Below are 22,554 nucleotides of genomic sequence, written 5' to 3'. Positions count from 1 at the left end.
GCCGTTTGGCGCGGCGTGCCGCCCCCGTCAGGCGTGCCGGCGGGTCAGGCCGTCGGCGGGTCAGGCCGTCGGCGGGTCCGGGCGTGGGCTCGGTCAGAAGGACGCGCAGCACCGCACGACGCGGGCGCGGTCCCCGACGAGGACGTCGCCGCCCTGGACGGTCTCGGCATACAGGCCGTCGCAGGCGCTAGGCCGCGCGCCGAGGCGCACCACGACGTCGCCGATGCGCAGCTCCTGGCCCTGCAGGCCGTCGAGCTCCTCGTCGGTCATGTCGACGACGAGGTTGGCCCGCAGGTCGCCGTCGGCCTGGCGGGAGGTGGCGACGAGCAGCGGGCGCTTCTTGGCGCGGTCGCCCACGAGGCCGGAGTCGGTCAGGACCGCCTGGCGCAGGCTGCGCCCGGGCTCACCCTTGACGGGGTAGACGTTGATGCCGGTCAGGGTCCACGCGGGCGCGACGCTCGTTGCCATGGCACCAGCGTGCACCCACCCGCCCGTCGAGGGCCAATCCGTCTCGTCCGGCCGTCGGCCGACGGCAGCGCGAGGCGAGGCCGGCAGCTCGACGCAGGGCAGCACGACGCAGGGAGCGTGGGGCGGGATGCGCGAGGGGCTGGGCACGCTCCCGTGCCCGGCCCCTCGAGGTGGTGGACGTGAAGGGACTCGAACCCCTGACCTCTCGCGTGTGAAGCGAACGCTCTAACCAACTGAGCTACACGTCCAGGATGCAGCCCGCCGCGGCGGACAACTCCCGAATCTTAGCCGGTGCGGCCGCCGGTCGCGAAATCGCTCACGGGAGCACGTCCCGCAGCGGGTCCTCGACGACGTCGGGCAGCCAACCCGGCACTCCGGCCACCGCCATCGTCCCCAGGACGACGAGCCCGACGAAGGCCGCCGTGGCGAGGCCCACGAGGCACCGCACCCACACCGGCTGGGCCTGGACCCAGTCGGTCCAGCGCCGCAGGTGCCCCATCCCCCACCGGTGCAGCCGCTGGGCCCACGCGAACTCCGTCGACCACAGCAGCACCCCGAGGAAGACGATCAACCACCCGGGCCCGGGGAACGGCACGAGGATCAGTCCCACCACGACGATCACCAGCCCCACGACCCCCACCACCGCCCGGTAGACGGCGTGGGACCGGCGGTCGGACCTGATCCGCCGTCGCCACTCCCAGTCGCGCTCGGTCACGCTCGGTGGTCCGGTGTCGTGCGAATCGTCCGGGTAGGACACGTATTGCCCCCTCGTGGCTGGGAATGCGATGGGAATCTTCCGAATCGGGGGAAGACAGGACGCTCATGAGTAGTATCGACTCGAGGGAGCCCGCGACGAGTCGCCCCACGCTCTTTCGCAGACGATCCTCAGGTCTAGAAGACGGCCGCAATCACGTCGACCCATCGGAGTCCTCCTGTGAGCACGTCCACCCATCACGTCGTCTTCGGTCTCCCCCATGTCCGTCCTGTCGACACCGGCGAGTCCGAGCGACTCCTGGCCTCCATCCCGACCCTGCCCGCCGAGGAGCGGCAGGCCGTCTACAACCGGGTGATCCAGTCCAACATCGGGCTGGCCAAGCGGCTGGCCTCGCGCTACCGCAACCGCGGCGAACCCCAGGACGACCTGGAGCAGGTCGCCAACCTGGGCCTGGTCATGGCGGTACTGCGCTTCGACCCGTCCCACGGTGTCAGCCTGGTCGACTTCGCCACCCCCACGATCATCGGCGAGCTGCGCAAGCACTTCCGCGACAAGTGCTGGTCGGTGCGGCCCCCGCGCCGGCTGCAGGAGCTGCGGCCCCGGGTGCGCGAGACCGAGCAGGAGCTGGAGCAGAAGCTCGGCCGCGCCCCCACCTCCACCGAGGTGGCGGACGCCATGGGCCTCACCCCCCGCGAGCTGGCCGACGTCGAGCAGGCGGCGACGGGTTACCAGCCTCTGTCCCTCGAGCACCCCACGGGTGAGGGCGCCGCATCCACGCTCGGGCACCTCATCCCCGACGAGGAGGACGACCTCGAGCACCTCATGGACGAGATGATGGTGCACACCCTCCTCGACTGCCTCACCCCCCGCCAGCGCAAGATCATCGAGCTGCGCTACTTCTCGGAGATGACCCAGCAGGAGATCGCCGACGAGATCGGGGTCAGCCAGGTGCAGGTGTCGCGGCTGCTCACGCAGATCCTCAACAAGCTCCGCAACGTGCTGCAGATCCAGCGGGCCCCCGTCGGGTCCACCCGCGCCCTGCGCATCCCCTCGGAGTCCGTCGCCTGACGGCAGCCGCTCCACCCCTCGATGCCGTCGCCCCTGCGGGTGGCGGCATCGTCGTGCCCGGCCCGTATGCCGCTCCCCCGCCCCCGCCGGTGACGGCGCGGGCGGGGGTGTACGGCATACGACGACGGCCCGCCGGATCATCCGGCGGGCCGTGAGAGCTGGTGGGCGATACTGGGTTTGAACCAGTGACCTCTTCCGTGTCAAGGAAGCGCGCTACCGCTGCGCCAATCGCCCTAGCGAGAGGGGCGCGATCTCTCGCGCCCCTCGGCTGAGCGGACAACCGGGCTCGAACCGGCGACCTCAACCTTGGCAAGGTTGCGCTCTACCAACTGAGCTATGTCCGCCTGCAACCGCTGCGCGGTGCGTGAGAACAGTAGCCGATAGGTGACGTCCGGCCCAAATCGCGGTGACGTGGCGTGGCCCTTCCGGGGCTACCGGCGAGGGGGCAGCTGCACCCCCGGGTCGGAGCCCGCGGACAGGGTCAGCGTCGCGCTCCCGGAGAGGCCGACCGCGGTGCCGGGGGCCGGCTGCTGGGACACGACGACGTCCTTGCCGAGCAGCGCGTCCGGGGCCGCCGTCGTGGGCGCGAGCCGCACGTCGAAGCCGGTGGCCTGGATCACCTGCACCGCCTGGTCCCGGGGCAGGCCGCGCACGTCCGGCATCACCGCGTGGGTTCCGCTGAGCTCGGCCGGCCCGACCGGGGCAAAGGCCTGCATCGGCAGCCCCTCGTGGAGGGCCGTCATCGTCGCCTGCCAGATCGGGCCGGCGGCGGTCGACCCGAAGACCGAGCTGATCCGGCGGCCGTAGAGCTGCACCGACTCGATCGGGTAGCGCTGCCCGCCGCGGGGGTCCCCCACCCAGACCGCGGTCGCCAGCTGCGGGGTGTAGCCCGCGAACCAGACCGCCGAGTTGCCGTCCATGGTGCCGGTCTTGCCGGCGACGGGCCGGCCGATGGAGAGCTTCTTGCCCGTGCGGTAGGGGTCGGAGCCGTCGATGGTCTCCGCCAGCCCCGCCGTCACCGCGTCGGCCACGCCGGGGCGGATCTCCTGGTGGCAGGCCGGGTCCTGCGCCGGCCGTGGCTTGCCGTCCGATCCGGTGATGGCGACGATCCCGACCGGCTTGCAGACCCGGCCGTGGGCGGCGAAGGCGGCGTAGACCGACGCCAGCTGGATCGGCGAGACGTCGTGGGTGCCGAGGGTGGTGGAGCCCTCGTCCGGGCCGATCTTGGCGGCGGGCAGGGACATCCCGAGGCGGTTGGCCATCTGCACCACCTTGGGGACGCCGACCTTCTCCTCCAGCATCACGAACCACGTGTTGGACGAGCGGGCCAGCGCCTGCCCCGCGGTGAGGCGACCCGCGTCGGCGGCCATCGAGTTGCGGTAGCCACCAGGGGGATAGCTCAGCGTCTTGGGGCGGAACCGCGCCGGCGCGTCCTGCACCCCGTCGACCGGGAACCCGCCCTCCAGGGCGGCGGCATACGTGATCGGCTTGAAGGTGGACCCGGGCTGGAAGGCGGCCACGGCCGGGTAGATCTGGTTGGTGCGCCCCTCCCCCAGGCCGAAGGAGCGGTTCTGGGCGAAGGCAACCACGTGGCCGGTGCCGGGCTGCACGACGGCCACGCCGGCGGCGAACTGGTTGTCCCGGCCGAGCGCGTCGTCGGCGGCGCGCTGGGCCGCGTCGGCGGCCTTGGGCTGCAACGCGGTCCGGATGGTCAGGCCGGAGTTCATGAAGCGGCGGCGCTGCGCCGGGGTGGCCCCGAAGACCGGGTCGGACTCGAGGGTCTGCCGGATCCACTGGCAGTAGAACGGGTAGCGGCTGGCGGTGCAGCCGTTGGCCGCCTCGGAGGGCTTGAGCCCGAGCGGGGCGCGCTGCGCCGCGGCGGCCTGCGCAGCCGTGATCACCCCGGTGTCGCGCATCCGAGCCAGCACCACGTTGCGGCGGGTGAGGGCCTGCTGCGGGTGGACCACCGGGTTGTAGCCGTAGGGGTTCTGCACCAGGCCGGCCAGCAGCGCGGCCTGGGTGAGCGTGAGCCGCGAGGCGGGCACCGAGAAGAAGTGCTGCGCGGCGGTCCCGATGCCGTAGGCACCGTCGCCGTAGTAGGCGATGTTGAGGTAGCCCTCGAGGATCTTGTCCTTCGGCAGGTCCCGGTCCAGCTGCGCGGCGAGCTTGGCCTCCTGCGCCTTGCGCGTGATCGTCGTCTCCGTCGCCCGGGCGCGGTCCTCGGTGGTGTCGGCGTTGTTGAGGAGGACGTTCTTGACGTACTGCTGCGTGAGCGTCGACCCGCCCTGCGTGCCACCGTCGCCGGCGTTGTGCACCACGGCGCGCAGGATGCCGCGCGGGTCCACGCCCCCGTGCTGGTAGAAGCGGTCGTCCTCGACCGCCACCACCGCCTGCCGCGCGACCGGCGAGACCGCGGACAGCGGCACCTCGACCCGGTTCTCGGAGTAGAAGGTGGCGATCTGGCTGCCGTCGGCGGCGAGGATGGTGGAGCGCTGCGGCACCGGCTCGATCGGCAGCGTCGTGGGCAGCGACTCCCAGTAGTCGGCGACGGAGTTGGCAGCCGCCCCCGCCGTCATGACCGCGGGAGCCAGCGCCGCCGCCGCGGCCAGGCCGGCCGCCGACGCCACCGCGGTCAGCCGCAGCACGGCCCGGCCCCGGGAGCGGTCACGCGGGGCACGACCGGACCGGGCGCGCTCGTCGAAGGGGATGCTCACGTCACGGCCTCGGCGTCGGTCGGGGGTCGGGCGGCGGGCTCGGCGACGCGGGCGGCGGCGCCATCGGCAGGTCCAGGGACGGGTCCCGGGTCGGCGGGCACCCGGGCACCGTCGGGGGTGGCGCGACGGTCGGCGGCGCGCCGGGTGGAGGTGGCGCGGGGGTCGACGGGACGGGCGGCGTGGCGGTGGCGCACCGGGCCAGCTGGGCATCATACGTGGCCTGCAGGCCCTGGCGCCGGGTCAGCTCGGCCTGGTAGGCGGCCGTCGCCTGCTGGTACTGCGCGAGCGACTGGCGATAGGCCTCCTGCTGCACCCGTATGACGGCCCACGCCGCCTCGACCTCCTGCGCCTTGGTCGCGTAGTCGGTGTAGGCCTTGGCCCGTCGCTCGTAGTCGCCCCACGCCTGCTCGTAGGCCTGCACCGCGGCCGGGTAGGCCGCCACGGCCGCCTGCATGGCGGTGACGGCGGCCTGCCGGCGCTGCTCCTGGGTGCGCGCGGCGGCCTGCTCGTCGAAGGTGGGCGGGGCCATCCCGGTGAAGGCCCACCCGCACCCGGGGCCGCGGTCGTCGCGGGCGGGCGCCGGGTAGGTGGTGCGCACCGGGTAGGGCGTCGGGGCCGGCGGCTCGGAGGGGCTGGGGACCGGCGCCGGGGCGGCCTCCGGCCAGTAGGGCGCGGCCGGGGTCGTCGGCGTCACCTGGGGCGGCAGCGGCGCGCCGACGTGCGCCGCGACCAGGTCGGGCAGCGGGGTGCCCTGACCCGGCAGGTCCACGCCGGCCAGCACCTGCAGGCCGGTGTAGTCCTGGCGGGCGACCAGCGGGGACCGCGCGAAGTCCGCGGTGGTGGAGCGCTGCTGGGCGCACACCGGCGCCAGGGCCTGGTCGAGTCGCCGGTCCAGGTCCGCGGCGACGGCCGTCGGCAGCGGCAGCCCGGTGCCGGACACCGACACGAGCACGTCGCCGCGCCGCAGCACCACCGACCGGGTGTCGACCTGGCCGCGCTGCTGGGTGGCCAGCACCGCCTGCACGCCATACCCGTCGGTGCGGGTGACGGTCGCGTCGGCCACGCACTCCTTGCGGGCGACGACCATCGCGTCGAGCGCCGGCGCCCCCGCGCCGGCGCTGTAGGCCGTCACGGTGACCGTGACCCCGGACCCGGCGGCGGCACCCGGCGCCGGGGGGCGCGCCCAGGTGCGGGACCGCGACACGACCGGCGCCACCGGGCTGTCGCAGCTGAGCGCCACGGCGGGAGCAACCGTGCCGGGGACCGACGAGGCGTCGACCAGCCCCTCGGGCAGCCCCGCCGGGGTGGCCGCGAGGAGCCGCTCGACGACCGTGGTGGCCGGGGCCGCGGCCGCGCGCGCCACAGCCGGCTGCTCCGTGATGGTGGCCGGCGCCGGCGCAGCGGTCGTGCGTTGCGGTCGAGCGGCGGTGAAGCGGAGCGCGGGGTACATCGCGGTGAGCAGCAGCACCGCCGCGAGAGCCCCCACGAGGACGCCCAGCAGGGCACGACCGGCATACACCCGGGCCTGACGCTCGGGGTCGCCGGGCGGGGTCGCGAGCCACCGACGCCGCGGGCGCCCGGACGGGTCGTCCTGCGGCGTCGCACCGGGCTGCTCCACCGGATCCAGGGCGGCGTCCCTTCGCTCGTCGCGGCGGCGAGGCCCAGGTGGCCTGCCGGTGGTCCGAGGGGCCCGGACCGCAGTGCCACGCTACCAACGCGGAGATGGGGCGCCCGGGACCGACGGGCCCCGCGCCCCGGCACCGACGGGTCACGCCCTCCGACGACCGGGACGCGACGAAGCCCCCGACCCATCGGTCGGGGGCCTCGATGGTGGGCGATACTGGGTTTGAACCAGTGACCTCTTCCGTGTCAAGGAAGCGCGCTACCGCTGCGCCAATCGCCCGAGGTGGAGACGGGATTTGAACCCGTGTACACGGCTTTGCAGGCCGTTGCCTCGCCTCTCGGCCACTCCACCGTGCCGGCGCGCCGAGTCCAGCAAACGCGCCAACGCCGGGTCCGTGGACCCTGGAGCGGACAACCGGGCTCGAACCGGCGACCTCAACCTTGGCAAGGTTGCGCTCTACCAACTGAGCTATGTCCGCATAGCAGCGCCGGACGACCGGGTCTTGGTGAACCCGGCGGGGGACGTCGTCACCCTCCGTGCGTGCTGACCGACACTAACCGATTCCGCTGCGGTGCGTCCAATCTGGTGACGCCCCACGCGTCCCCGCCGGAGGCCGCCGGGACCAGTCCCGCGATGACCGGGCCCCAGGGCGAGCGGGCAGCCGCGGCCGGGGGCGTCGGCTCGCGCCGCGTCTCGAGCTCGGTGCGCACCCGGGAGACCATGCGCTCCCGGGCGCTCGCCCGGTCCGGGACCGGCCACAGGTGACGGACGGCGGCGTTCATGGCGGCTCCGATCAGGACGGCGATGGCGAGGAAGTAGAACCAGACCAGCAGGACGATGGGGGCGGCGAGCGGCCCGTAGATCGAGGTGCCCCCGACCGACGCGCCGAGCCAGGCCCGCACCACGTAGGAGATCACCACCCAGAGCACGACGGTGAGCACCGCGCCGGGCAGGTCGCGACGCCACGGCGAGCGGCGGGGCGTCGCGATGTGGAAGAGCGAGGTGATCGCCCACACGACTGCGCCGGTCACGAGCGGCCAGTAGAGGACGCTGACCAGGGCGGACGGCCCGGGCAGCGCGCGGGCCAGCAGGTCCGGGCCGGCCAGCACCAGCGGCAGCACCACGGCGCCCACGACCACGGCGACGGTGTAGAGCGAGAAGGACAGCGCCCGGGAGCGCACGATGCCGCGGACCCCGCTCTGGCCGTACATGATCGAGATGGTGTCGAGGAAAACGTTGAGGGCCCGCGAGCCGGACCAGAGCGACAGCACGAAGCCCAGCGAGAGGACGTCGAGACGCCCCGAGCGCAGCACCTCGTCCATCGTCGGGACGAGGACCAACCCGACGCTCTCGTCGGTGAGGAAGCGCTGGGCGTAGCGCGCGAGGTCGGCGACCAGCAGGTCCACCGTGCCCTGGCCGAGCCAGGCGCCGACGTAGCCGAGGCCACCCACCAGCCCCAGGATCAGTGGCGGCAGCGACAGCAGCGCGAAGAAGCCCGCCTCGGACGCCAGCCCGGTGACCCGGTAGCGCAGGCAGACGCGCACCGTCTCGCGGACCAGGCGCGCGGCGACCAACCCGCCGGGCACCCTGGCCAGCGCACGGGTGGCGGTGCGGCGGGGCGACATACGGCCACCCTCGCGGCAGGGGCCGCTGGGGCTGGAGTGACACGAGGGACCTGACCCGGCTTGTTGTGGAGCCGTGACCTGGCGGTGGGGCCGGCGGCCGCGGTCCGGGCCTCGCCTCCTCGGCCCTCGGCCCGGCATGCCGTCGGCACGGCCTCGCGGCCAGTAAAGTGGAGAGTTGATCGATCCCACCCGATAGAACGAGGACGACACCCTTCATGGAAATCTGGCCTGGCAAGCCGTACCCCCTCGGCGCCACCTACGACGGCAGCGGCGTCAACTTCGCCGTCTTCTCCGAGGTCGCGGAGTTCGTCGAGCTGTGCCTCATCGACGACGAGGGCGCCGAGCAGCGCCTCGTGATGACCGAGGTCGACGGCTACGTGTGGCACTGCTACATCCCCCAGCTGCAGCCCGGGCAGCGCTACGGCTACCGCGTCCACGGTCCCTTCGACCCGGCGCAGGGCAACCGGTGCAACCCGGCCAAGCTGCTGCTCGACCCCTACGCGAAGGCCATCGACGGGCAGATCAGCAACGACGAGTCGCTCTTCTCCTACACGTTCGACGACCCGTCGGCGTTCAACGACGAGGACTCCCTCGGGCACACCATGCTGTCCGTGGTCATCAACCCCTACTTCGACTGGGGCCACGACCGCCCGCCGCGCCGGGAGTACCACGACACGATCATCTACGAGGCCCACGTCAAGGGCCTGACGATGACCCACCCCGAGGTCCCCGAGGACATCCGCGGCACGTATGCCGCCATCGCCCACCCCGCCGTGGTCGCGCACCTCAAGCAGCTCGGCGTCACCGCGATCGAGCTGCTGCCGGTGCACCAGTTCATCCAGGACACCTCGCTGCAGGAGAAGGGGCTGCGCAACTACTGGGGCTACAACACGATCGGCTTCCTCGCCCCGCACAACGAGTACGCCTCCTCCGGCACCCGCGGCCAGCAGGTCACGGAGTTCAAGTCCATGGTCAAGGCGCTGCACGAGGCGGACATCGAGGTCATCCTCGACGTCGTCTACAACCACACCGCCGAGGGCAACCACATGGGCCCGACCCTGGCCTTCCGCGGCCTGGACAACAACGCGTACTACCGCCTCGTGACCAACGACCTGGCGAGCTACTACGACACCACCGGCACCGGCAACTCCCTGCTGATGCGCAACCCGCACGTGCTGCAACTGATCATGGACTCGCTGCGCTACTGGGTCACCGAGATGCACGTCGACGGCTTCCGCTTCGACCTGGCCGCGACCCTGGCCCGGCAGTTCCACGAGGTCGACAAGCTGTCCGCGTTCTTCGACCTGATCCAGCAGGACCCGGTGGTCAGCCAGGTCAAGCTGATCGCCGAGCCGTGGGACGTCGGCGACGGCGGCTACCACGTCGGCAACTTCCCGCCCCTGTGGACGGAGTGGAACGGCAAGTACCGCGACACGGTCCGCGACTTCTGGCGCGGCGAGCCGGCCACCCTCGGCGAGTTCGCCTCCCGGCTGACGGGCTCCAGCGACCTCTACGCCCACTCGGCCCGCAAGCCCATCGCCTCGATCAACTTCGTCATCGCCCACGACGGATTCACGCTGCGGGACCTGGTGTCCTACAACGAGAAGCACAACGAGGCCAACGGCGAGGGCAACAACGACGGCGAGTCCCACAACCGCTCCTGGAACTGCGGGGTCGAGGGACCGACCGACGACGAGGCCATCAACGCGCTGCGCGCCCAGCAGCAGCGCAACCTCCTGACCACGCTCCTCGTGTCGCAGGGCGTCCCGATGATCGCCCACGGCGACGAGCTCGGGCGCTCCCAGGGCGGCAACAACAACGGCTACTGCCAGGACAACGAGATCTCCTGGATCGACTGGGACCTCGACGAGGACCAGCGCGCGCTGATGGACTTCACCGCGAGCCTCACCGCGCTGCGCTCGGCCCACCCGGTCTTCCGCCGCCGCCGCTTCTTCAAGGGTGACGCCGCTCACGGCGGCACCTCCGACCTCGGCGACATCGAGTGGTTCACCGCGCACGGCTCGCAGATGTCGGACCAGGACTGGAGCTCCGGCTACGCCAAGACGCTGTCGGTCTTCCTCAACGGCCACGCCATCAACGCGCCGGACCAGCGGGGCCGGATGGTCGTCGACGACGACTTCCTGCTGCTCTTCAACGCCCACCACGACGTCATCGACTTCACGATGCCGCCGGAGGACTACGGCCAGGAGTGGGAGGTCGTGCTGGACACCTCCGAGCCGCAGCTGGCCGAGGAACGCGTCTGGGAGGCCCGCAGCGTCAACCGCGTCGCCCCGCGCTCGGTCGTGGTGCTGCGCTCCAGCGGCCAGGCCGAGGAGCCGTCGCCCGGCGTCGCGACCGCCCCGACCGCCAAGTCCGGGCCGTCCATCCCCGCTGCCCCGGCCCTCGACCCCGCGGCCCGACGGCCGCGCACGGCGCCCCAGCCGACCGAGCAGGGCTGACGGCACGGTGGTCCCGGGTCGGCCCTGCCCGACCCGGGACCACGCCGCACGGCGCGAGGAGCATACGGGCGGGGGCGTCAGCTCTGCGCGAGGCGCTCCTTCTCCTCGGCGACGTCGAAGGTCGCCTCGGGCCACTGCAGGTCCAGCCCCCGCAGGTGCTCGAGCAGGATCTGCTGGACGGCGAGCCGGGCGTACCACTTGCGGTCGGCCGGCACGACGTGCCAGGGCGCCCCACGGGTGCTCGTCTTGGCGAGCACCGCCTGGTAGGCCTCCATGTAGTCGCCCCAGCGGCCGCGCTCGTCGATGTCGCCGGGGTTGTACTTGTAGTACTTGTCCGGGCGGGCCAGCCGCTCCCCCAGCCGCTCGCGCTGCTCGTCGGAGGAGATGTGCAGCATCACCTTGACGACGGTGATGCCGCGCGCCAGGGCCTGCCGCTCGAAGGCGTTGATCTGGGCGTAGCGGCGCATCCACTCCGACCGCGGCACCAGGTCGTGGACCCGCACCACCAGCACGTCCTCGTACTGCGAGCGGTCGAACACGCCGAGCTGGCCGGGGTCGGGCAGCGCGCGCTCGATGCGCCAGAGGAAGTCGTGGGCCCGCTCCTCCGCGGTGGGCGCCTTGAACGCGGTGTACCTCACGCCGCCGGGGTCGGTGGACCCCACGACGTGCCGCATGATCCCGCCCTTGCCGGAGGTGTCCATGCCCTGCACGACCAGCAGCACCGACGGGCCGTCGCCGTCACGGCCGTTGGCCCACAGGCGCTCCTGCAGGTCGGACAGCTCGCTCTGGCCCTCGGCGAGGTCGAGCGCCGCCGACTTCTTGTCGCCGGCGTAGCCGGGGGTGGAGCGGGGGTCCAGGTCGGCCAGGACGAAGCCGCGGTCCACGCGCAGCGTGTCGCTGAAGGTGAAGTCCTCGTCGCCGAAGACCGCGTCACCCTCGTGGGCGGACGGTCGGTCCTCCGGGTCCACCACCTTGGCGCGCTTGTCCTCCTGCTTCTGGGCCTTCTCCAGGGCCTTCTGCACCTTCTCGGCCTTCTTGGCGGCCTTCTTCTCGGCCTTCTTGGCTTCCTTGGTGACGGCCTTGGCGTCGGACGTCACGTCTGCGTCCGCCTTGGCCTTGGAGGTCTTTGCCATGGGCCTATGGTTGCACCTTCGCGGGCGTATGCCGCGCACCCTGCGTGACGAAGTCCGCCACGACGCGTTCCCACCGCTCCTGGTCGACGTTCCACTCCTTGCAGTGCCGCGCGACGCGCCAGGTCTCGAGCCGCACCAGGTCGGGGCGGGCGGCGGCCAGGTCGAGGGACCGCGCGGCGGGCACGAACTCGTCGTCGAGGGAGTGGATCAGCAGGATCGGGTGGCGCAGCTCGTCGGCGCGGGCCACCACGTCGGTGGCGCTGAGGTCGAGCACCGACTCCACGCCCACGAGGTGTCGCGCGGACGGCACGCCCAGCAGCCGCATGCTCAGCACGGTCAGCTGCCCGGGCACCCGCATCGCGCGTGCGTGGTGGTGCAGGACGTCGGGCCAGTCCACGACCGGGCCGTCGAGCAGCACCTGCGAGACGTGGTCGGCGTGCTCGGAGTTGATCACGGTCTGCAGCACGATCGCGCCGCCCATGGACCACCCGGCGAGCAGCACGTCGGTGGCGCCGTGGGTGACGGCATACGCGATGGCGGCGTCGACGTCGCGCCACTCCGACAGCCCCAGGCCGTAGAGCCCGTCGCTGGAGGCGGGCGCCACGAGGTCGTTGCGGTAGGAGGGGGTCAGGCAGGTCAGGCCAGCGCGGTGCAGGGTGGCGACGGCGCGGACGGTCTCCTCGCGCCCGGCGCCGCGACCGTGCACGAGGACCGCCCAGCGGGTGCCCTCGGTGACGCCGTCCGGCGGCGGGACCAGCCAGGACGGCAGGGGGCCGATGTCGCTGGGCACGTCGACGTCGTGGGTGACCAGGCCGAGCGCCTCGCGCGGGCTCGTCGGGTAGTAGTAGGAGTGGAACCGCGCCGGCCCGACGTGCAGCGTCCCGAGGTCGACCCCGTGCAGCCGCCGCGTGATGGTGCCGCGACCGGGGTCGTCGGCCAGCACCCGCCCGAACCTCACGTGCGACTCGCCGCCGTCGAGGAAGAGGCCGTACTTGCCGGGGACGACGGTCTCGGCGGTGCGCGCCAGCGTGATGCTGTGGTCGTCGAAGGCCACGACCTCGGTGTCGTCGGGACGTCGACGCTCGGGCGTCACGACCTTCTTGGCGAGGTAGATGGCTGCGCTCAACCAGCCCGTGGCGGCGCCCACGGCGAGCACGGCGGTGGCCGCGGTGGCGACGACGAGCCGTGGGTACGAGCGCAGCAGCCCGGCGCGTGGCTCGGGTCGGTGGCGGCGCGTCACGTCCCCATGGTGTCATCCGGGCCGCGCCGGCTGCGAGATTCGGCGGGCGCGCGTGGCGCGCCCCGGCGCCCCTCTCCCCCACAATGAGCCGTATGACGCTCCCCATCGCCACCCCCGTCTCGCCGATGCTGGCCAAGGCCGTGAGCGACGTGCCGGACGCCGACGCCGTGCCCGGCGGGCTCTCCTACGAGCCGAAGTGGGACGGCTTCCGGTGCATCGTGGTCCGCGACGGCGACGACATCGTGCTGGCCTCGCGGGGCGCCAAGCCGCTGACGCGCTACTTCCCGGAGGTCGTGGAGCGGGTGCGCGAGCACCTGCCGCAGCGGTGCGTCGTGGACGCCGAGATCGTGGTGCGCGCCGGCCGCGCCGGCGCCGAGCACCTGGACTGGGACCTGCTCTCGGCGCGCATCCACCCGGCGGCGTCCCGGGTGACCAAGCTGTCGCAGGAGACGCCGGCGGAGCTGGTGTGCTTCGACCTGCTCGCGACCGGCGACCGGGCCCTCGTGGACGAGGCCTTCGCCGACCGGCGGGCTGCGCTGGAGGAGCTGCTCGCGGGCGTCGCCCCGGACAGCGGCATCCACCTGACCCGGGTGACCCGGGACCCCGACGAAGCCCGGCGCTGGTTCGAGGACTTCGAGGGCGCCGGGCTGGACGGGGTGGTGGCCAAGCCGCTGGCGCAGCCCTACGCCCCGGGCAAGCGGACGATGCTGAAGGTCAAGCACAAGCGCACCGCCGAGGCGGTGGTCGTGGGCTACCGGATCCACAAGAGCGGGTCCGGCGTGGGCTCGCTGCTGCTGGGGATGTACACCGACGCCGGCGACCTGGTCAACGTCGGCGGCATCGCCGCCTTCACCGCGGCCCGGCGGGCGGCGCTGGTCGAGGAGCTCGAGCCCCTGGTGCTGCGCGACGAGGCCGGCGAAGTGGTCGCGGCCGAGACCGACCGCTCCCGGTTCAGCTCCTCCAAGGACGTGTCCTACGTGCCGTTGCGCCCCGAGCGCGTGGTGGAGGTCGCCTTCGACCAGCTCGAGAAGGCGAGGTTCCGGCACGCCGTGACCTTCCTGCGGTGGCGGCCCGACCGTGAGCCGGGGTCGTGCACCCTGGCGCAGGTGGACCGCGCTCCCGCCTACGACCTGGGGGACGTGCTGGTCCGCTGAGCCCACGGGTGAGTCTGCCGGGGAGCCTGCGGGGGGCGCCGGGGAGCCTGCGGAGGGCCTGCGGGGCGGCTCGACAGGGCGCGTTCGGCCTATCGGTGCTGCACGTTCGGTGGCGGCCTCGCACCCTCGGTCATGGCGACCTGGGCACTCAGGTGAAACCTCCTGATAGTGCTCTCGGTAGCCTCTACCAGCGAGTTCGTGCGTGTGACAGTGGACGGGTGACCGCATCTCAACCCGCTTCGTGGCTCGGCCGGGACCTCCCTGTCCTGCGCGCCGTCGAGCAGCTCGACCTCACCGAGGAGAGCACCCACGACCTGACCCGCGTGGTGGAGCGCTGCGGCCTGCCGCCGGCCGACGTGTCCGAGGCCCTGGAGGTCCTCCAGACCCTGTCCGCGCTGCGCCTCGAGCAGGTCGGGGGCCAGGCGCCGCGCGTCGGGCGGGTCACTGCCATCGGCTCGGCGATGCTCGCCATCCAGGCCGAGAGCGACCTGGCCAGCTGACCGCCCGCACCTGCCGCCGCCGCCTCGCTGCGGGCCCGCTCCTGCTGGTTGACTCCCGCTAGTTGGCTCCGGCTGGTTCACTCCTGCGCCGGGCGTGCCCGGGACGGCTGCACCCGCGGTGGTTCTCCCGCCATCTTGGGGTAGTCCGGCGGGAAGTTGAGCTCTCCCAGGCCTCGCTCCTGCACGTCCCGGTCCCACCACTGCAGCGCCACGTCGATGGGGGCGGCGTGCTCGTCGAGGTCCGCCCACGGGTCGGCCACCGTGCCCAGGGCCTGCGGGATCGTCCGGAGCGTCCAGTCGCGAGGGGCGGTGTCCCCGAGGTCACGCCAGGCGATCGGCATACTGACCGGCGCACCCGGGAGCGGACGAGGGCTGTAGGCGCTCGCCAGGGTGCGGTCCCGGCAGGCCTGGTTGAAGTCTGCGAAGATCCGGGCGCCCCGCTGCTCCTTCCACCAGGCGGTGGTGACCAGGTCGGGCAGCCGCCGCTCGAGCTCGCGGGCGATCGCGATCACCGCGTGCCGCACCGCGAGGAACTCGTGGGCTGGCTCGATGGGGGCGAAGACGTGCAGGCCACGGTTGCCGCTGGTCTTGACGTACGGCGTCAGCCCCGCCTCCCCCATCACCTCCCGCAGCGTGGTCGCCGCCTCCACCGCCTCCGCGAAACCGGTGCCCGGCTGCGGGTCCAGGTCGATGCGCAGCTCGTCGGGGTTGTCGTTGTCGCCGGTCCTGACCGGCCACGGGTGGAAGGTCACCGTGCTCATCTGCACCGCCCACACCGCCGTCGCGACCTCATCGATCACCAGCTGCGGGTGGCGGCGGCCGGAGGGGTAGGTACACATCGTGGTGCGGGCGAAGTCGGGGACGCCGCGAGGGGGGTTCTTGGAATAGAACTCCTCCCCCTCGATGCCCTCCGGGAACCGCTGGAGCGTGACCGGCCGGTCCGCGAGGCGCGGCAGCAGCCGCTCGCCGACCGCGACGACGTAGCGCGCCAGGTCCTCCTTGGTCACGGGCTGCTCGTCGGCGGTGGCCGGCCACATCACCCGGTCCGGGCTCGACAGGCGCACACTGCGGGTCTGCCCGTCCGGGCCGGGCACCTCGATCTGGATCGCCTTGCTCGCCACCGCTGCTCCTGCCGCCGGCCGGGCGGAATCCGCGACCGGACCCCGTGGTTGGACCCAGTATGACCGAGCGCGAGTACCCCGTGACCAAGACCGACGAGCAGTGGCGTGCCTCGCTCACGCCCGCCGAGCATGCCGTGCTGCGTCAGGCCGGCACCGAGCGACCGTTCGTCGGGGAGTACACCGACACGACCACCGAGGGCGTCTACAGCTGTCGCGCCTGCGGCGCCGAGCTGTTCACCCACGCCGAGAAGTTCCCCTCCCACTGCGGGTGGCCGTCGTTCTATGCCCCCTCCGAGGCCGACAACGTCGAGCTGCGCGTGGACCGGTCGCTCGGGATGGTGCGGGTCGAGGTGCTGTGCGCGCAGTGCGGCTCGCACCTGGGGCACGTCTTCGAGGGCGAGGGCTACCCGACGCCGACCGACCAGCGGTACTGCATCAACTCGATCTCCATGCGCCTCTCCCCTTCCTGACCCACCGGGGGCCGGGGCATCGACCGGCCTTCCTTCACCAGGCTGATGTTCCCAGGGCCGGCCGATCGTGGGGGACGGCCCTCCCGTATGCCGTCAACCTGCCGCCCGGCGCCGCCCCGTCAGGAGTGGGCGATCTCGTGACGGGGCTGGTAGACCAGGATCCCGTCCGCTCCGGGCACCTGCACGATCGCCCCGATCCCCCATCCCATGTCCTGCGTCTCCCCCGAGAAGGTCGCACCGCGGCGCTCCAGCTCGACGCGCGTCTCCTCGATGTCGTCGCACATCAGCGCGATCTCGTGACGGCGCGCGGTCGACCAGGACTCGCCGTCCTGCTCGGCGCTCGTGGGGTGCACGCCCAGCTCGGACGGGCCGGTGCGGTAGATCGGCCAGTCATCACCGCCGACGCTGGGCAGCTGCAGCACGTCGCGCAGGAAGGCGCGGGTGGCGTCGGGGTCGTCGGAGTAGATGAGGGTGTGGACGGCGGTGATCATGCGTCGACCCTAACGACGGTTCAGCTCGAGCCGCTCGAGGAAGCGATGGTGGCCGCGGTGATCGCCGCGATCATCGCCGTGTTGGCGGACTGCACCGCGCGGGCGACGCCGTCGGACCCGGGTCCGGCCGACTCGGCGACGGCCTTGAGGCGGCGCTTGAGGTCCCCCTTGTCCAGGCCGACCTCGTCGGGGTGGAACACCTTGGTGCCGAGCTGGAGTCCGTGGATCAGCCCGATCAGGGAGTGCTGCTCGGCGGTCGGGCTGGCTCCGCGCAGCACCTCCACCAGGCCCCGGCGCAGCTCGGACTCACGGCTCGGGTCGACGATCGGGTATCGCTGCGGCTTGAGCCCCAGCATCCCACCCTCCTCGACCCGCACCACACCACGCTCGGCGAGGTAGTCGCCGACCGCCCGCTCCAGCTTGCGCGCGACGGCGGGGATGACCGAGGTGAGCCGCTTGCCGTCCCTCTCCGCGAAGCGCCGCAGCCCCTCGTCGAGCAGCGCGTCCCCCGTGGGTGCCGGGCTGAGCACGTGGAGCTTCTTGCCGTCGTCGCTGACGGCGAGCCGGCCGGCGGCGACGAGGTCGGTGAGGAGGGCGCCGGCGAGGCCGTAGCCGGTCTGCTGGCCCATGGACTCGGGCTTGCCGTCGTCCTTGAGCACGAGCAGGAAGAGGGCGGTGGTCGTGGTGGGCTGGTTGGTCGTCATACCGACGACGCTAGGCGGGTCCGGAGCGCCAGACATCCCCCCGGAGGACGGTTCGCGTCGGCATACCTCATCCTGCAGTCGGAGATCAGCCCGCCTTGGTCCCATCCGCCTGGGGTGCTGACCCAGGCGGATGGGACGACCTGAGGCAGGTCAGGGCAGGTCGGCGACGAGCTGGTCGAGGTCCACGCGCGGGCCCGTGAAGAACGGCACCTCCTCGCGGGTGTGCCGACGCGCTGCCGCGCCCCGCAGATGACGCATCAGGTCGACGATCCGGTGCAGGTCGTCGGCCTCGAAGGCCAGCAGCCACTCGTAGTCACCCAGGGCGAAGCTGGCCACGGTGTTGGCCCGCACGTCCGGGTAGTCGCGCGCCATCCGGCCGTGCTCGACGAGCAGGTCGCGGCGCTCCTCGTCGGCGAGGAGGTACCACTCGTAGGACCGCACGAAGGGGTACACGCACACGTAGGCGCGGGGCGTCTCGTCGGCCATGAACGCCGGGATGTGGCTCTTGTTGAACTCCGCCGGCCGGTGGATCGCGACGTTGGACCACACCGGGTCGCAGGCCCGCCCGAGCTCCGTGCGCCGGAACGCGTGGTAGGCCCGCTGCACCGCCTCGACCGACTCGCCGTGCCACCAGATCATGAAGTCCGCGTCGGCCCGCAGCCCCGCCACGTCGTAGATCCCCCGCACCGTCACCTGGCCGTCGGCGGCCAGCTGGTCGAAGAAGGCCTGCGCCTCGGCCAACAGACCCTCGCGCTCGTCGCCCACGCTGTCGACGACCTGGAAGACCGACCACATCGTGTAGCGGATCGAGTCGTTGATCGCGCGGACCTCGGCGGGAGACGGACGGCGGTGCTGCTGGGGCTTCAGACTCATGCCCGCATCATCCCACCCACCGCTGACAGCTCGGCACACGGATCGTCACCCGTCCGTGACCCCCCCGGGTCGGAACGCCCTCGCCCGAGCGTCCGGTCTCACCTGGCATGAGGCGCAACGCAGCTCCCAGGCCGTATGCCGCACCCCTCGCTCTCGGGGTCGCCGCACTGATCGCCGTGACCGCCTGCACCAGCAGCTCCGGGTCGGCCTCCAACGCCGTGGCACCGGCCGACGCGGGCACCGAACGCGTCGGCTCCGCGCCGGCGCCCCTCTCGGCCACCCCGTCGGGGTCCCCGCCCGGAGCGACACCCGGCACCAAGGCAGTCGAGAGACGCGACATCGTCCGCACCGGGACCCTGGGGGCCACCGTCACCGATCTCGGGGCCGCGGCGGCGCGGGTGCGGGCTCTGGTGGCGTCATACGGCGGGATCGGCGCCAACGAGGAGCTGCGCCGGTCCACGGATCAGGGATCCTCCCCCACCGACACCTTCACGCTGCGGGTGCCCGAGGCACGGTTCGGCGCCGCGGTCGAGGAGCTCGCCACGGTGGGCACCGTGACGGCGCGGACGGTCCGGGCCGAGGACGTCACGGGCCAGGTCGCGGACACGGCCGGCCGGGTCAAGACGATGCAGGCGAGCCTGGACCGCACCCGCGCGCTGATGGCCCGCGCGGCCTCCATCGAGGACATCACCCGGCTCGAGTCCGAGCTCACCCGACGCGAGGCCGACCTGGAGGGGATGCAGGCCCAGCTGGCCACGCTGCGCTCCCAGGCCGCCATGTCGACCATCACCTTCCGCTGACGCAACCGTCGCCGCAGGCCCGCGCCGACGAGGGCCGCTCGGGCTTCGCCGCAGGGTGGCACCAGGGGTGGCGGGCATTCCTGGCGCTCCTCACGGCCCTGGCGGCGCTGCTGGGATTCAGCCTCCCGCTGGCGATCGTGATCGTGCCGCTGGTCCTGTGGTGGCGGCGGCGCAGGGCACGCCGGCGCGGCTGAGCCCGCCGGGAGAGCACGAGACCCCGGGGCCGGTCACCGTGCGGCGACCGGCCCCGGGGCTCACGGCATTCGGCTCAGGCGTTGTGGGCCTGGTAGCGCACGATCTTGGCGAACTCCTCGGGGTCCAGCGACGCGCCGCCGACCAGGGCACCGTCGACGTCCTCCTTGGCCATGATCTGCGCGACGTTGCCGGACTTGACCGAGCCGCCGTAGAGGATGCGGACAGCGTCCGCGAGCTCGGCGGAGTAGAGCTCGGCGAGCTTGCCGCGGATCGCCCCGCACACCTCCTGCGCGTCCTCGGGCGTGGCGACCTCGCCCGTGCCGATGGCCCAGATGGGCTCGTAGGCGATGACGATGCTCTTGGCCTGCTCCTCGGGGAGGCCGGCGAGGTCGGCCTCGATCTGGGCGAGCACGTGCTCGACCTGCTTGCCCTCCTTGCGGACCTCGAGCGCCTCGCCGCAGCACAGGATCGGGGTGAGGCCGTGCCGGTAGGCCGCCTTGACCTTGGCGTTGAGCAGCTCGTCGGTCTCGCCGTGGCCCTCGCGACGCTCGCTGTGCCCGACGATGACGTAGGTGCACCCCAGCTTGGCCAGGAACGCCCCGGAGATGTCCCCGGTGTAGGCGCCGGAGTCGTGCTCGGACAGGTCCTGAGCGCCGTAGCGCAGGTCGAGCTTGTCGCCCTCGACGAGGGTCTGCACCGACCGCAGGTCGGTGAACGGCACCAGCACGGCGGCCTCGACGGTGCTGTGGTCGTGCTTGGCGTCGCGCAGCGTCCAGTCGAGCTTCTGCACGAGGTGTGTGGCCTGCAGGTGGTCCTGGTTCATCTTCCAGTTGCCGGCCATGAGCGGCGTGCGGTTGGCCATGAGGCCTCCTTCGGGTCAGGTGATGTCAGTCGTATGCCGGGCGGCCCCGCGCCCCGCCACGGGGATCACGGGGCCGCCAGGTGTCGTGCAGTCGGTGTCAGCCGAGGATGGAGATGCCGGGAAGGTCCTTGCCCTCGAGGTACTCCAGGCTCGCGCCGCCACCGGTGGAGATGTGACCGAACTGGTCGTCGGAGAAGCCCAGCTGGCGCACGGCGGCGGCGGAGTCGCCACCGCCGACGACCGTCAGCGCGCCCTTGGCGGTCGCGTCGACGAGCGCCTGCGCGACGGCCTTGGTGCCGGCCGCGAAGGGGGCCATCTCGAACGCGCCCATCGGGCCGTTCCAGAAGACCGTCCTGGCGTCGGCAACCTTGGACGCGTAGAGCTCCGCGGAGCGCGGGCCGATGTCCAGGCCCATCTGACCGGCCGGGATCTTGTCGGCGTCGACGGTGATGATGTCACCCTCGGCGCTGAACGCGGCGTTGCACACCACGTCCACCGGCAGCACGATCTCGACGCCCGACTCCTGGGCCCGCTCGAGGTAGCGCCGACAGGTGTCCACGTTGTCCTCGTCGAGCAGGCTGCCGCCCACCTCGTAGCCCTGGGCCTTGAGGAAGGTGAAGGCCATGCCGCCACCGATGAGGAGGCGGTCGGCCTTGCCGAGCAGGTTGTCGATCACGGCGAGCTTGTCGGCGACCTTCGCGCCGCCGAGGACGACGGCATACGGCCGCTCGGGGTCCTCGGTGAGGCGCTGGAGGACGTCGACCTCGGCCTTGACCAACCCGCCCATGGCGGCCGGCAGGATCTGCGCGACGTCGTAGACGGAGGCCTGCTTGCGGTGCACGACGCCGAAGCCGTCGGACACGTAGGCGTCCGCCAGCGACGCGAGCTCCTGGGCGAAGGCCCGACGCTCGGACTCGTCCTTGCTCGTCTCGCCGGGGTTGAACCGGAGGTTCTCCAGGAGGGCCACCTGACCGTCCTGCAGCCCCTCGACCGTGGCCTTGGCCGACTCCCCCACCGTGTCGGTGGCGAAGGCGACGTCCTGACCGAGCAGCTCGCCGAGGCGGGCCACGACCGGCTTGAGGGAGTACTTGTCCTCCGGGGCGCCCTTGGGGCGGCCGAGGTGGGCGACGACGACGACGCGCGCGCCCTGGTCGGTCAGCTCCTGGATGGTGGGCACGGAGGCCCTGACCCGGCCATCGTCGGTGATGCGGTCACCGTCGAGCGGCACGTTGAGGTCGGACCGGACGAGGACCCGCTTGCCGCGCAGGTCGCCCAGGTCGGCAATGGTCTTCATCGGCGGACCTCGCTCAGAGCTTGGAGCCGACGAGGACGGTCAGGTCGACGAGGCGGTTGGAGTAGCCCCACTCGTTGTCGTACCAGCCGACGACCTTGACCTGGTTGCCGATGACCTTGGTCAGCTGCGCGTCGAAGACGCAGGAGGCCGGGTCGGTCTCGATGTCCTTGGAGACGATCTCGTCCTCGGTGTAGACGAGCTTGCCCTTCATGGCGCCCTCGGCGGCCTTCTTGACGATCGCGTTGACCTCCTCGACGGTGGTCTCGCGGGCGGCCTCGAAGGTGAGGTCGGTGGCGGAGCCGGTCGGGGTGGGCACGCGCATGGCGTAGCCGTCGAGCTTGCCCTTGAGCTCGGGCAGGACGAGGGCGACGGCCTTGGCGGCACCGGTGGTCGTGGGGACCATGTTGAGGGCGGCGGCGCGGCTGCGGCGCAGGTCCTTGTGCGGGCCGTCCTGGAGGTTCTGGTCCTGGGTGTAGGCGTGGATCGTGGTCATCAGACCCTTGACGATGCCCAGGCCGTCGTTGAGCGCCTTGGCCATGGGGGCGAGGCAGTTGGTGGTGCACGAGGCGTTGGAGATGATCGTCTGCGAGCCGTCGTACTGGTCGTCGTTGACGCCCATGACGATGGTGATGTCCTCGTTCTTGGCCGGGGCCGAGATGATGACCTTCTTGGCGCCCGCGTCGATGTGCGCCTTGGCCTTGGTGGCGTCGGTGAAGAAGCCGGTGGACTCGATGACGACGTCCACGTTGTTGGCGGCCCACGGGAGGGCGGCGGGGTCCTTCTCGGCGAAGGCCAGGATCTTCTTGCCGTCCACGGTGATCGACTCGTCGTCGTAGGTGACCTCGCCCGGGAAGCGGCCCAGGATCGAGTCGTACTTCAGCAGGTGGGCCAGCGTCTTGTTGTCGGTGAGGTCGTTGACGGCAACCACCTCGATGTCGGCACCGGAGGCCACCGCGGCGCGGAAGAAGTTGCGGCCGATGCGGCCGAAGCCATTGATCCCAACGCGAACAGTCACGTCTTGAGCCTTCCTAGAGGGTCTTCAAC

General features: G+C 72.2%; 21 protein-coding genes and 6 tRNA genes. 7 read left to right on the top strand and 20 right to left on the bottom strand.

Annotated features, from left to right (window positions below; all coding sequences use genetic code 11):
- Positions 1-93 precede the first annotated feature (93 nt).
- The 3 genes from ADJ73_RS11715 to ADJ73_RS11705 form a co-directional block, all read right to left on the bottom strand.
- Complete coding sequence (locus tag ADJ73_RS11715; protein WP_050348408.1) at positions 94-468, bottom strand: hypothetical protein; 375 nt, start codon at positions 466-468, stop codon at positions 94-96.
- Between the two features lie 171 nt (positions 469-639).
- Positions 640-716: transfer RNA gene (locus tag ADJ73_RS11710), tRNA-Val, on the bottom strand.
- A 68-nt stretch (positions 717-784) separates the two neighbouring features.
- Positions 785-1,225, bottom strand: a complete 441-nt coding sequence (locus ADJ73_RS11705; protein ID WP_050348407.1) for a TIGR02611 family protein — start codon at positions 1,223-1,225, stop codon at positions 785-787.
- Positions 1,226-1,402: 177 nt separating this feature from the next.
- Between ADJ73_RS11705 and ADJ73_RS11700 the strand changes: the two genes are divergently transcribed.
- On the top strand, positions 1,403-2,251 hold the full coding sequence (locus ADJ73_RS11700) for a SigB/SigF/SigG family RNA polymerase sigma factor (protein WP_050348406.1): 849 nt from the start codon (positions 1,403-1,405) through the stop codon (positions 2,249-2,251).
- A gap of 159 nt (positions 2,252-2,410) precedes the next feature.
- On the opposite strand, the gene ADJ73_RS11695 is transcribed toward ADJ73_RS11700, so the two are convergent.
- From ADJ73_RS11695 to ADJ73_RS11660, 8 genes are all read right to left on the bottom strand, one after another.
- Positions 2,411-2,485: transfer RNA gene (locus ADJ73_RS11695), tRNA-Val, on the bottom strand.
- A gap of 37 nt (positions 2,486-2,522) precedes the next feature.
- A tRNA-Gly gene (locus ADJ73_RS11690) sits at positions 2,523-2,595 on the bottom strand.
- 87 nt (positions 2,596-2,682) lie between these two features.
- A complete protein-coding gene (locus ADJ73_RS11685; protein WP_050348405.1) occupies positions 2,683-4,965 on the bottom strand; it encodes a transglycosylase domain-containing protein in 2,283 nt (760 codons plus the stop codon).
- Between the two features lies 1 nt (position 4,966).
- Positions 4,967-6,583 (bottom strand): hypothetical protein, encoded by a 1,617-nt coding sequence (locus ADJ73_RS17185; RefSeq protein WP_050348404.1) that lies wholly within the window; start codon positions 6,581-6,583, stop codon positions 4,967-4,969.
- 210 nt (positions 6,584-6,793) lie between these two features.
- A tRNA-Val gene (locus tag ADJ73_RS11675) sits at positions 6,794-6,868 on the bottom strand.
- 1 nt (position 6,869) lies between these two features.
- Positions 6,870-6,940: transfer RNA gene (locus tag ADJ73_RS11670), tRNA-Cys, on the bottom strand.
- Positions 6,941-6,991: 51 nt separating this feature from the next.
- Positions 6,992-7,067 (bottom strand) — tRNA-Gly (locus tag ADJ73_RS11665).
- A gap of 49 nt (positions 7,068-7,116) precedes the next feature.
- Entirely contained in the window at positions 7,117-8,214 is a 1,098-nt protein-coding gene (locus ADJ73_RS11660) for a YihY/virulence factor BrkB family protein (RefSeq protein ID WP_050348403.1), read from the bottom strand.
- 215 nt (positions 8,215-8,429) lie between these two features.
- Here ADJ73_RS11660 and glgX point away from each other — a divergent pair, with 215 nt between their 5' ends.
- The gene (gene glgX, locus ADJ73_RS11655) at positions 8,430-10,673 is read left to right on the top strand and encodes a glycogen debranching protein GlgX (protein ID WP_082176953.1); all 2,244 of its coding nucleotides are present in this window, start codon (positions 8,430-8,432) and stop codon (positions 10,671-10,673) included.
- A gap of 77 nt (positions 10,674-10,750) precedes the next feature.
- Here the strand turns inward: glgX and ADJ73_RS11650 are convergent, their stop codons facing one another.
- Positions 10,751-11,806 (bottom strand): PPK2 family polyphosphate kinase, encoded by a 1,056-nt coding sequence (locus ADJ73_RS11650; protein ID WP_050348402.1) that lies wholly within the window; start codon positions 11,804-11,806, stop codon positions 10,751-10,753.
- A gap of 4 nt (positions 11,807-11,810) precedes the next feature.
- Positions 11,811-13,046, bottom strand: a complete 1,236-nt coding sequence (locus ADJ73_RS11645; protein WP_253272560.1) for an alpha/beta hydrolase family protein — start codon at positions 13,044-13,046, stop codon at positions 11,811-11,813.
- Positions 13,047-13,138: 92 nt separating this feature from the next.
- Between ADJ73_RS11645 and ADJ73_RS11640 the strand changes: the two genes are divergently transcribed.
- A complete protein-coding gene (locus ADJ73_RS11640; RefSeq protein WP_050348401.1) occupies positions 13,139-14,200 on the top strand; it encodes an ATP-dependent DNA ligase in 1,062 nt (353 codons plus the stop codon).
- A 218-nt stretch (positions 14,201-14,418) separates the two neighbouring features.
- Positions 14,419-14,700 (top strand): hypothetical protein, encoded by a 282-nt coding sequence (locus ADJ73_RS11635; protein ID WP_050348400.1) that lies wholly within the window; start codon positions 14,419-14,421, stop codon positions 14,698-14,700.
- A gap of 77 nt (positions 14,701-14,777) precedes the next feature.
- Here ADJ73_RS11635 and ligD read toward each other — a convergent pair whose 3' ends face one another.
- Positions 14,778-15,821, bottom strand: coding sequence for a non-homologous end-joining DNA ligase (ligD, locus tag ADJ73_RS11630; RefSeq protein WP_050348399.1), 1,044 nt, complete (start codon positions 15,819-15,821; stop codon positions 14,778-14,780).
- 59 nt (positions 15,822-15,880) lie between these two features.
- On the opposite strand from ligD, the gene msrB reads away from it, so the two are divergent.
- Entirely contained in the window at positions 15,881-16,291 is a 411-nt protein-coding gene (msrB, locus tag ADJ73_RS11625) for a peptide-methionine (R)-S-oxide reductase MsrB (RefSeq protein WP_050348398.1), read from the top strand.
- A 119-nt stretch (positions 16,292-16,410) separates the two neighbouring features.
- Here the strand turns inward: msrB and ADJ73_RS11620 are convergent, their stop codons facing one another.
- From ADJ73_RS11620 to hemQ, 3 genes are all read right to left on the bottom strand, one after another.
- Positions 16,411-16,782, bottom strand: coding sequence for a VOC family protein (locus tag ADJ73_RS11620; RefSeq protein WP_050348397.1), 372 nt, complete (start codon positions 16,780-16,782; stop codon positions 16,411-16,413).
- Positions 16,783-16,802: 20 nt separating this feature from the next.
- The gene (locus ADJ73_RS11615; protein WP_050348396.1) at positions 16,803-17,486 is read right to left on the bottom strand and encodes a GOLPH3/VPS74 family protein; all 684 of its coding nucleotides are present in this window, start codon (positions 17,484-17,486) and stop codon (positions 16,803-16,805) included.
- Positions 17,487-17,636: 150 nt separating this feature from the next.
- Positions 17,637-18,359 (bottom strand): hydrogen peroxide-dependent heme synthase, encoded by a 723-nt coding sequence (gene hemQ, locus ADJ73_RS11610; RefSeq protein ID WP_050348395.1) that lies wholly within the window; start codon positions 18,357-18,359, stop codon positions 17,637-17,639.
- 107 nt (positions 18,360-18,466) lie between these two features.
- Here hemQ and ADJ73_RS11605 point away from each other — a divergent pair, with 107 nt between their 5' ends.
- Entirely contained in the window at positions 18,467-19,159 is a 693-nt protein-coding gene (locus ADJ73_RS11605) for a DUF4349 domain-containing protein (protein WP_082176951.1), read from the top strand.
- Positions 19,156-19,353 carry a DUF4349 domain-containing protein gene (locus ADJ73_RS17855; protein ID WP_156188321.1) on the top strand — a complete coding sequence of 66 codons (198 nt, stop codon included), beginning with the start codon at positions 19,156-19,158 and terminating at the stop codon, positions 19,351-19,353. The genes ADJ73_RS11605 and ADJ73_RS17855 overlap by 4 nt, the downstream gene beginning before the upstream one ends.
- Positions 19,354-19,427: 74 nt before the next feature.
- Here the strand turns inward: ADJ73_RS17855 and tpiA are convergent, their stop codons facing one another.
- The 3 genes from tpiA to gap form a co-directional block, all read right to left on the bottom strand.
- Positions 19,428-20,216: a triose-phosphate isomerase gene (tpiA, locus tag ADJ73_RS11600; protein ID WP_050348393.1), complete on the bottom strand. Its 789-nt coding sequence runs from the start codon at positions 20,214-20,216 to the stop codon at positions 19,428-19,430.
- A gap of 97 nt (positions 20,217-20,313) precedes the next feature.
- Positions 20,314-21,510 (bottom strand): phosphoglycerate kinase, encoded by a 1,197-nt coding sequence (locus tag ADJ73_RS11595; protein ID WP_050348392.1) that lies wholly within the window; start codon positions 21,508-21,510, stop codon positions 20,314-20,316.
- Positions 21,511-21,523: 13 nt separating this feature from the next.
- Positions 21,524-22,525 carry a type I glyceraldehyde-3-phosphate dehydrogenase gene (gene gap / locus ADJ73_RS11590; RefSeq protein WP_050348391.1) on the bottom strand — a complete coding sequence of 334 codons (1,002 nt, stop codon included), beginning with the start codon at positions 22,523-22,525 and terminating at the stop codon, positions 21,524-21,526.
- Positions 22,526-22,554 lie beyond the last annotated feature (29 nt).

It is taken from the genome of Arsenicicoccus sp. oral taxon 190, from assembly GCF_001189535.1.
In the GTDB taxonomy this organism is placed as follows: domain Bacteria; phylum Actinomycetota; class Actinomycetes; order Actinomycetales; family Dermatophilaceae; genus Arsenicicoccus.
This window is presented reverse-complemented; position numbering and strand designations above follow the sequence as displayed.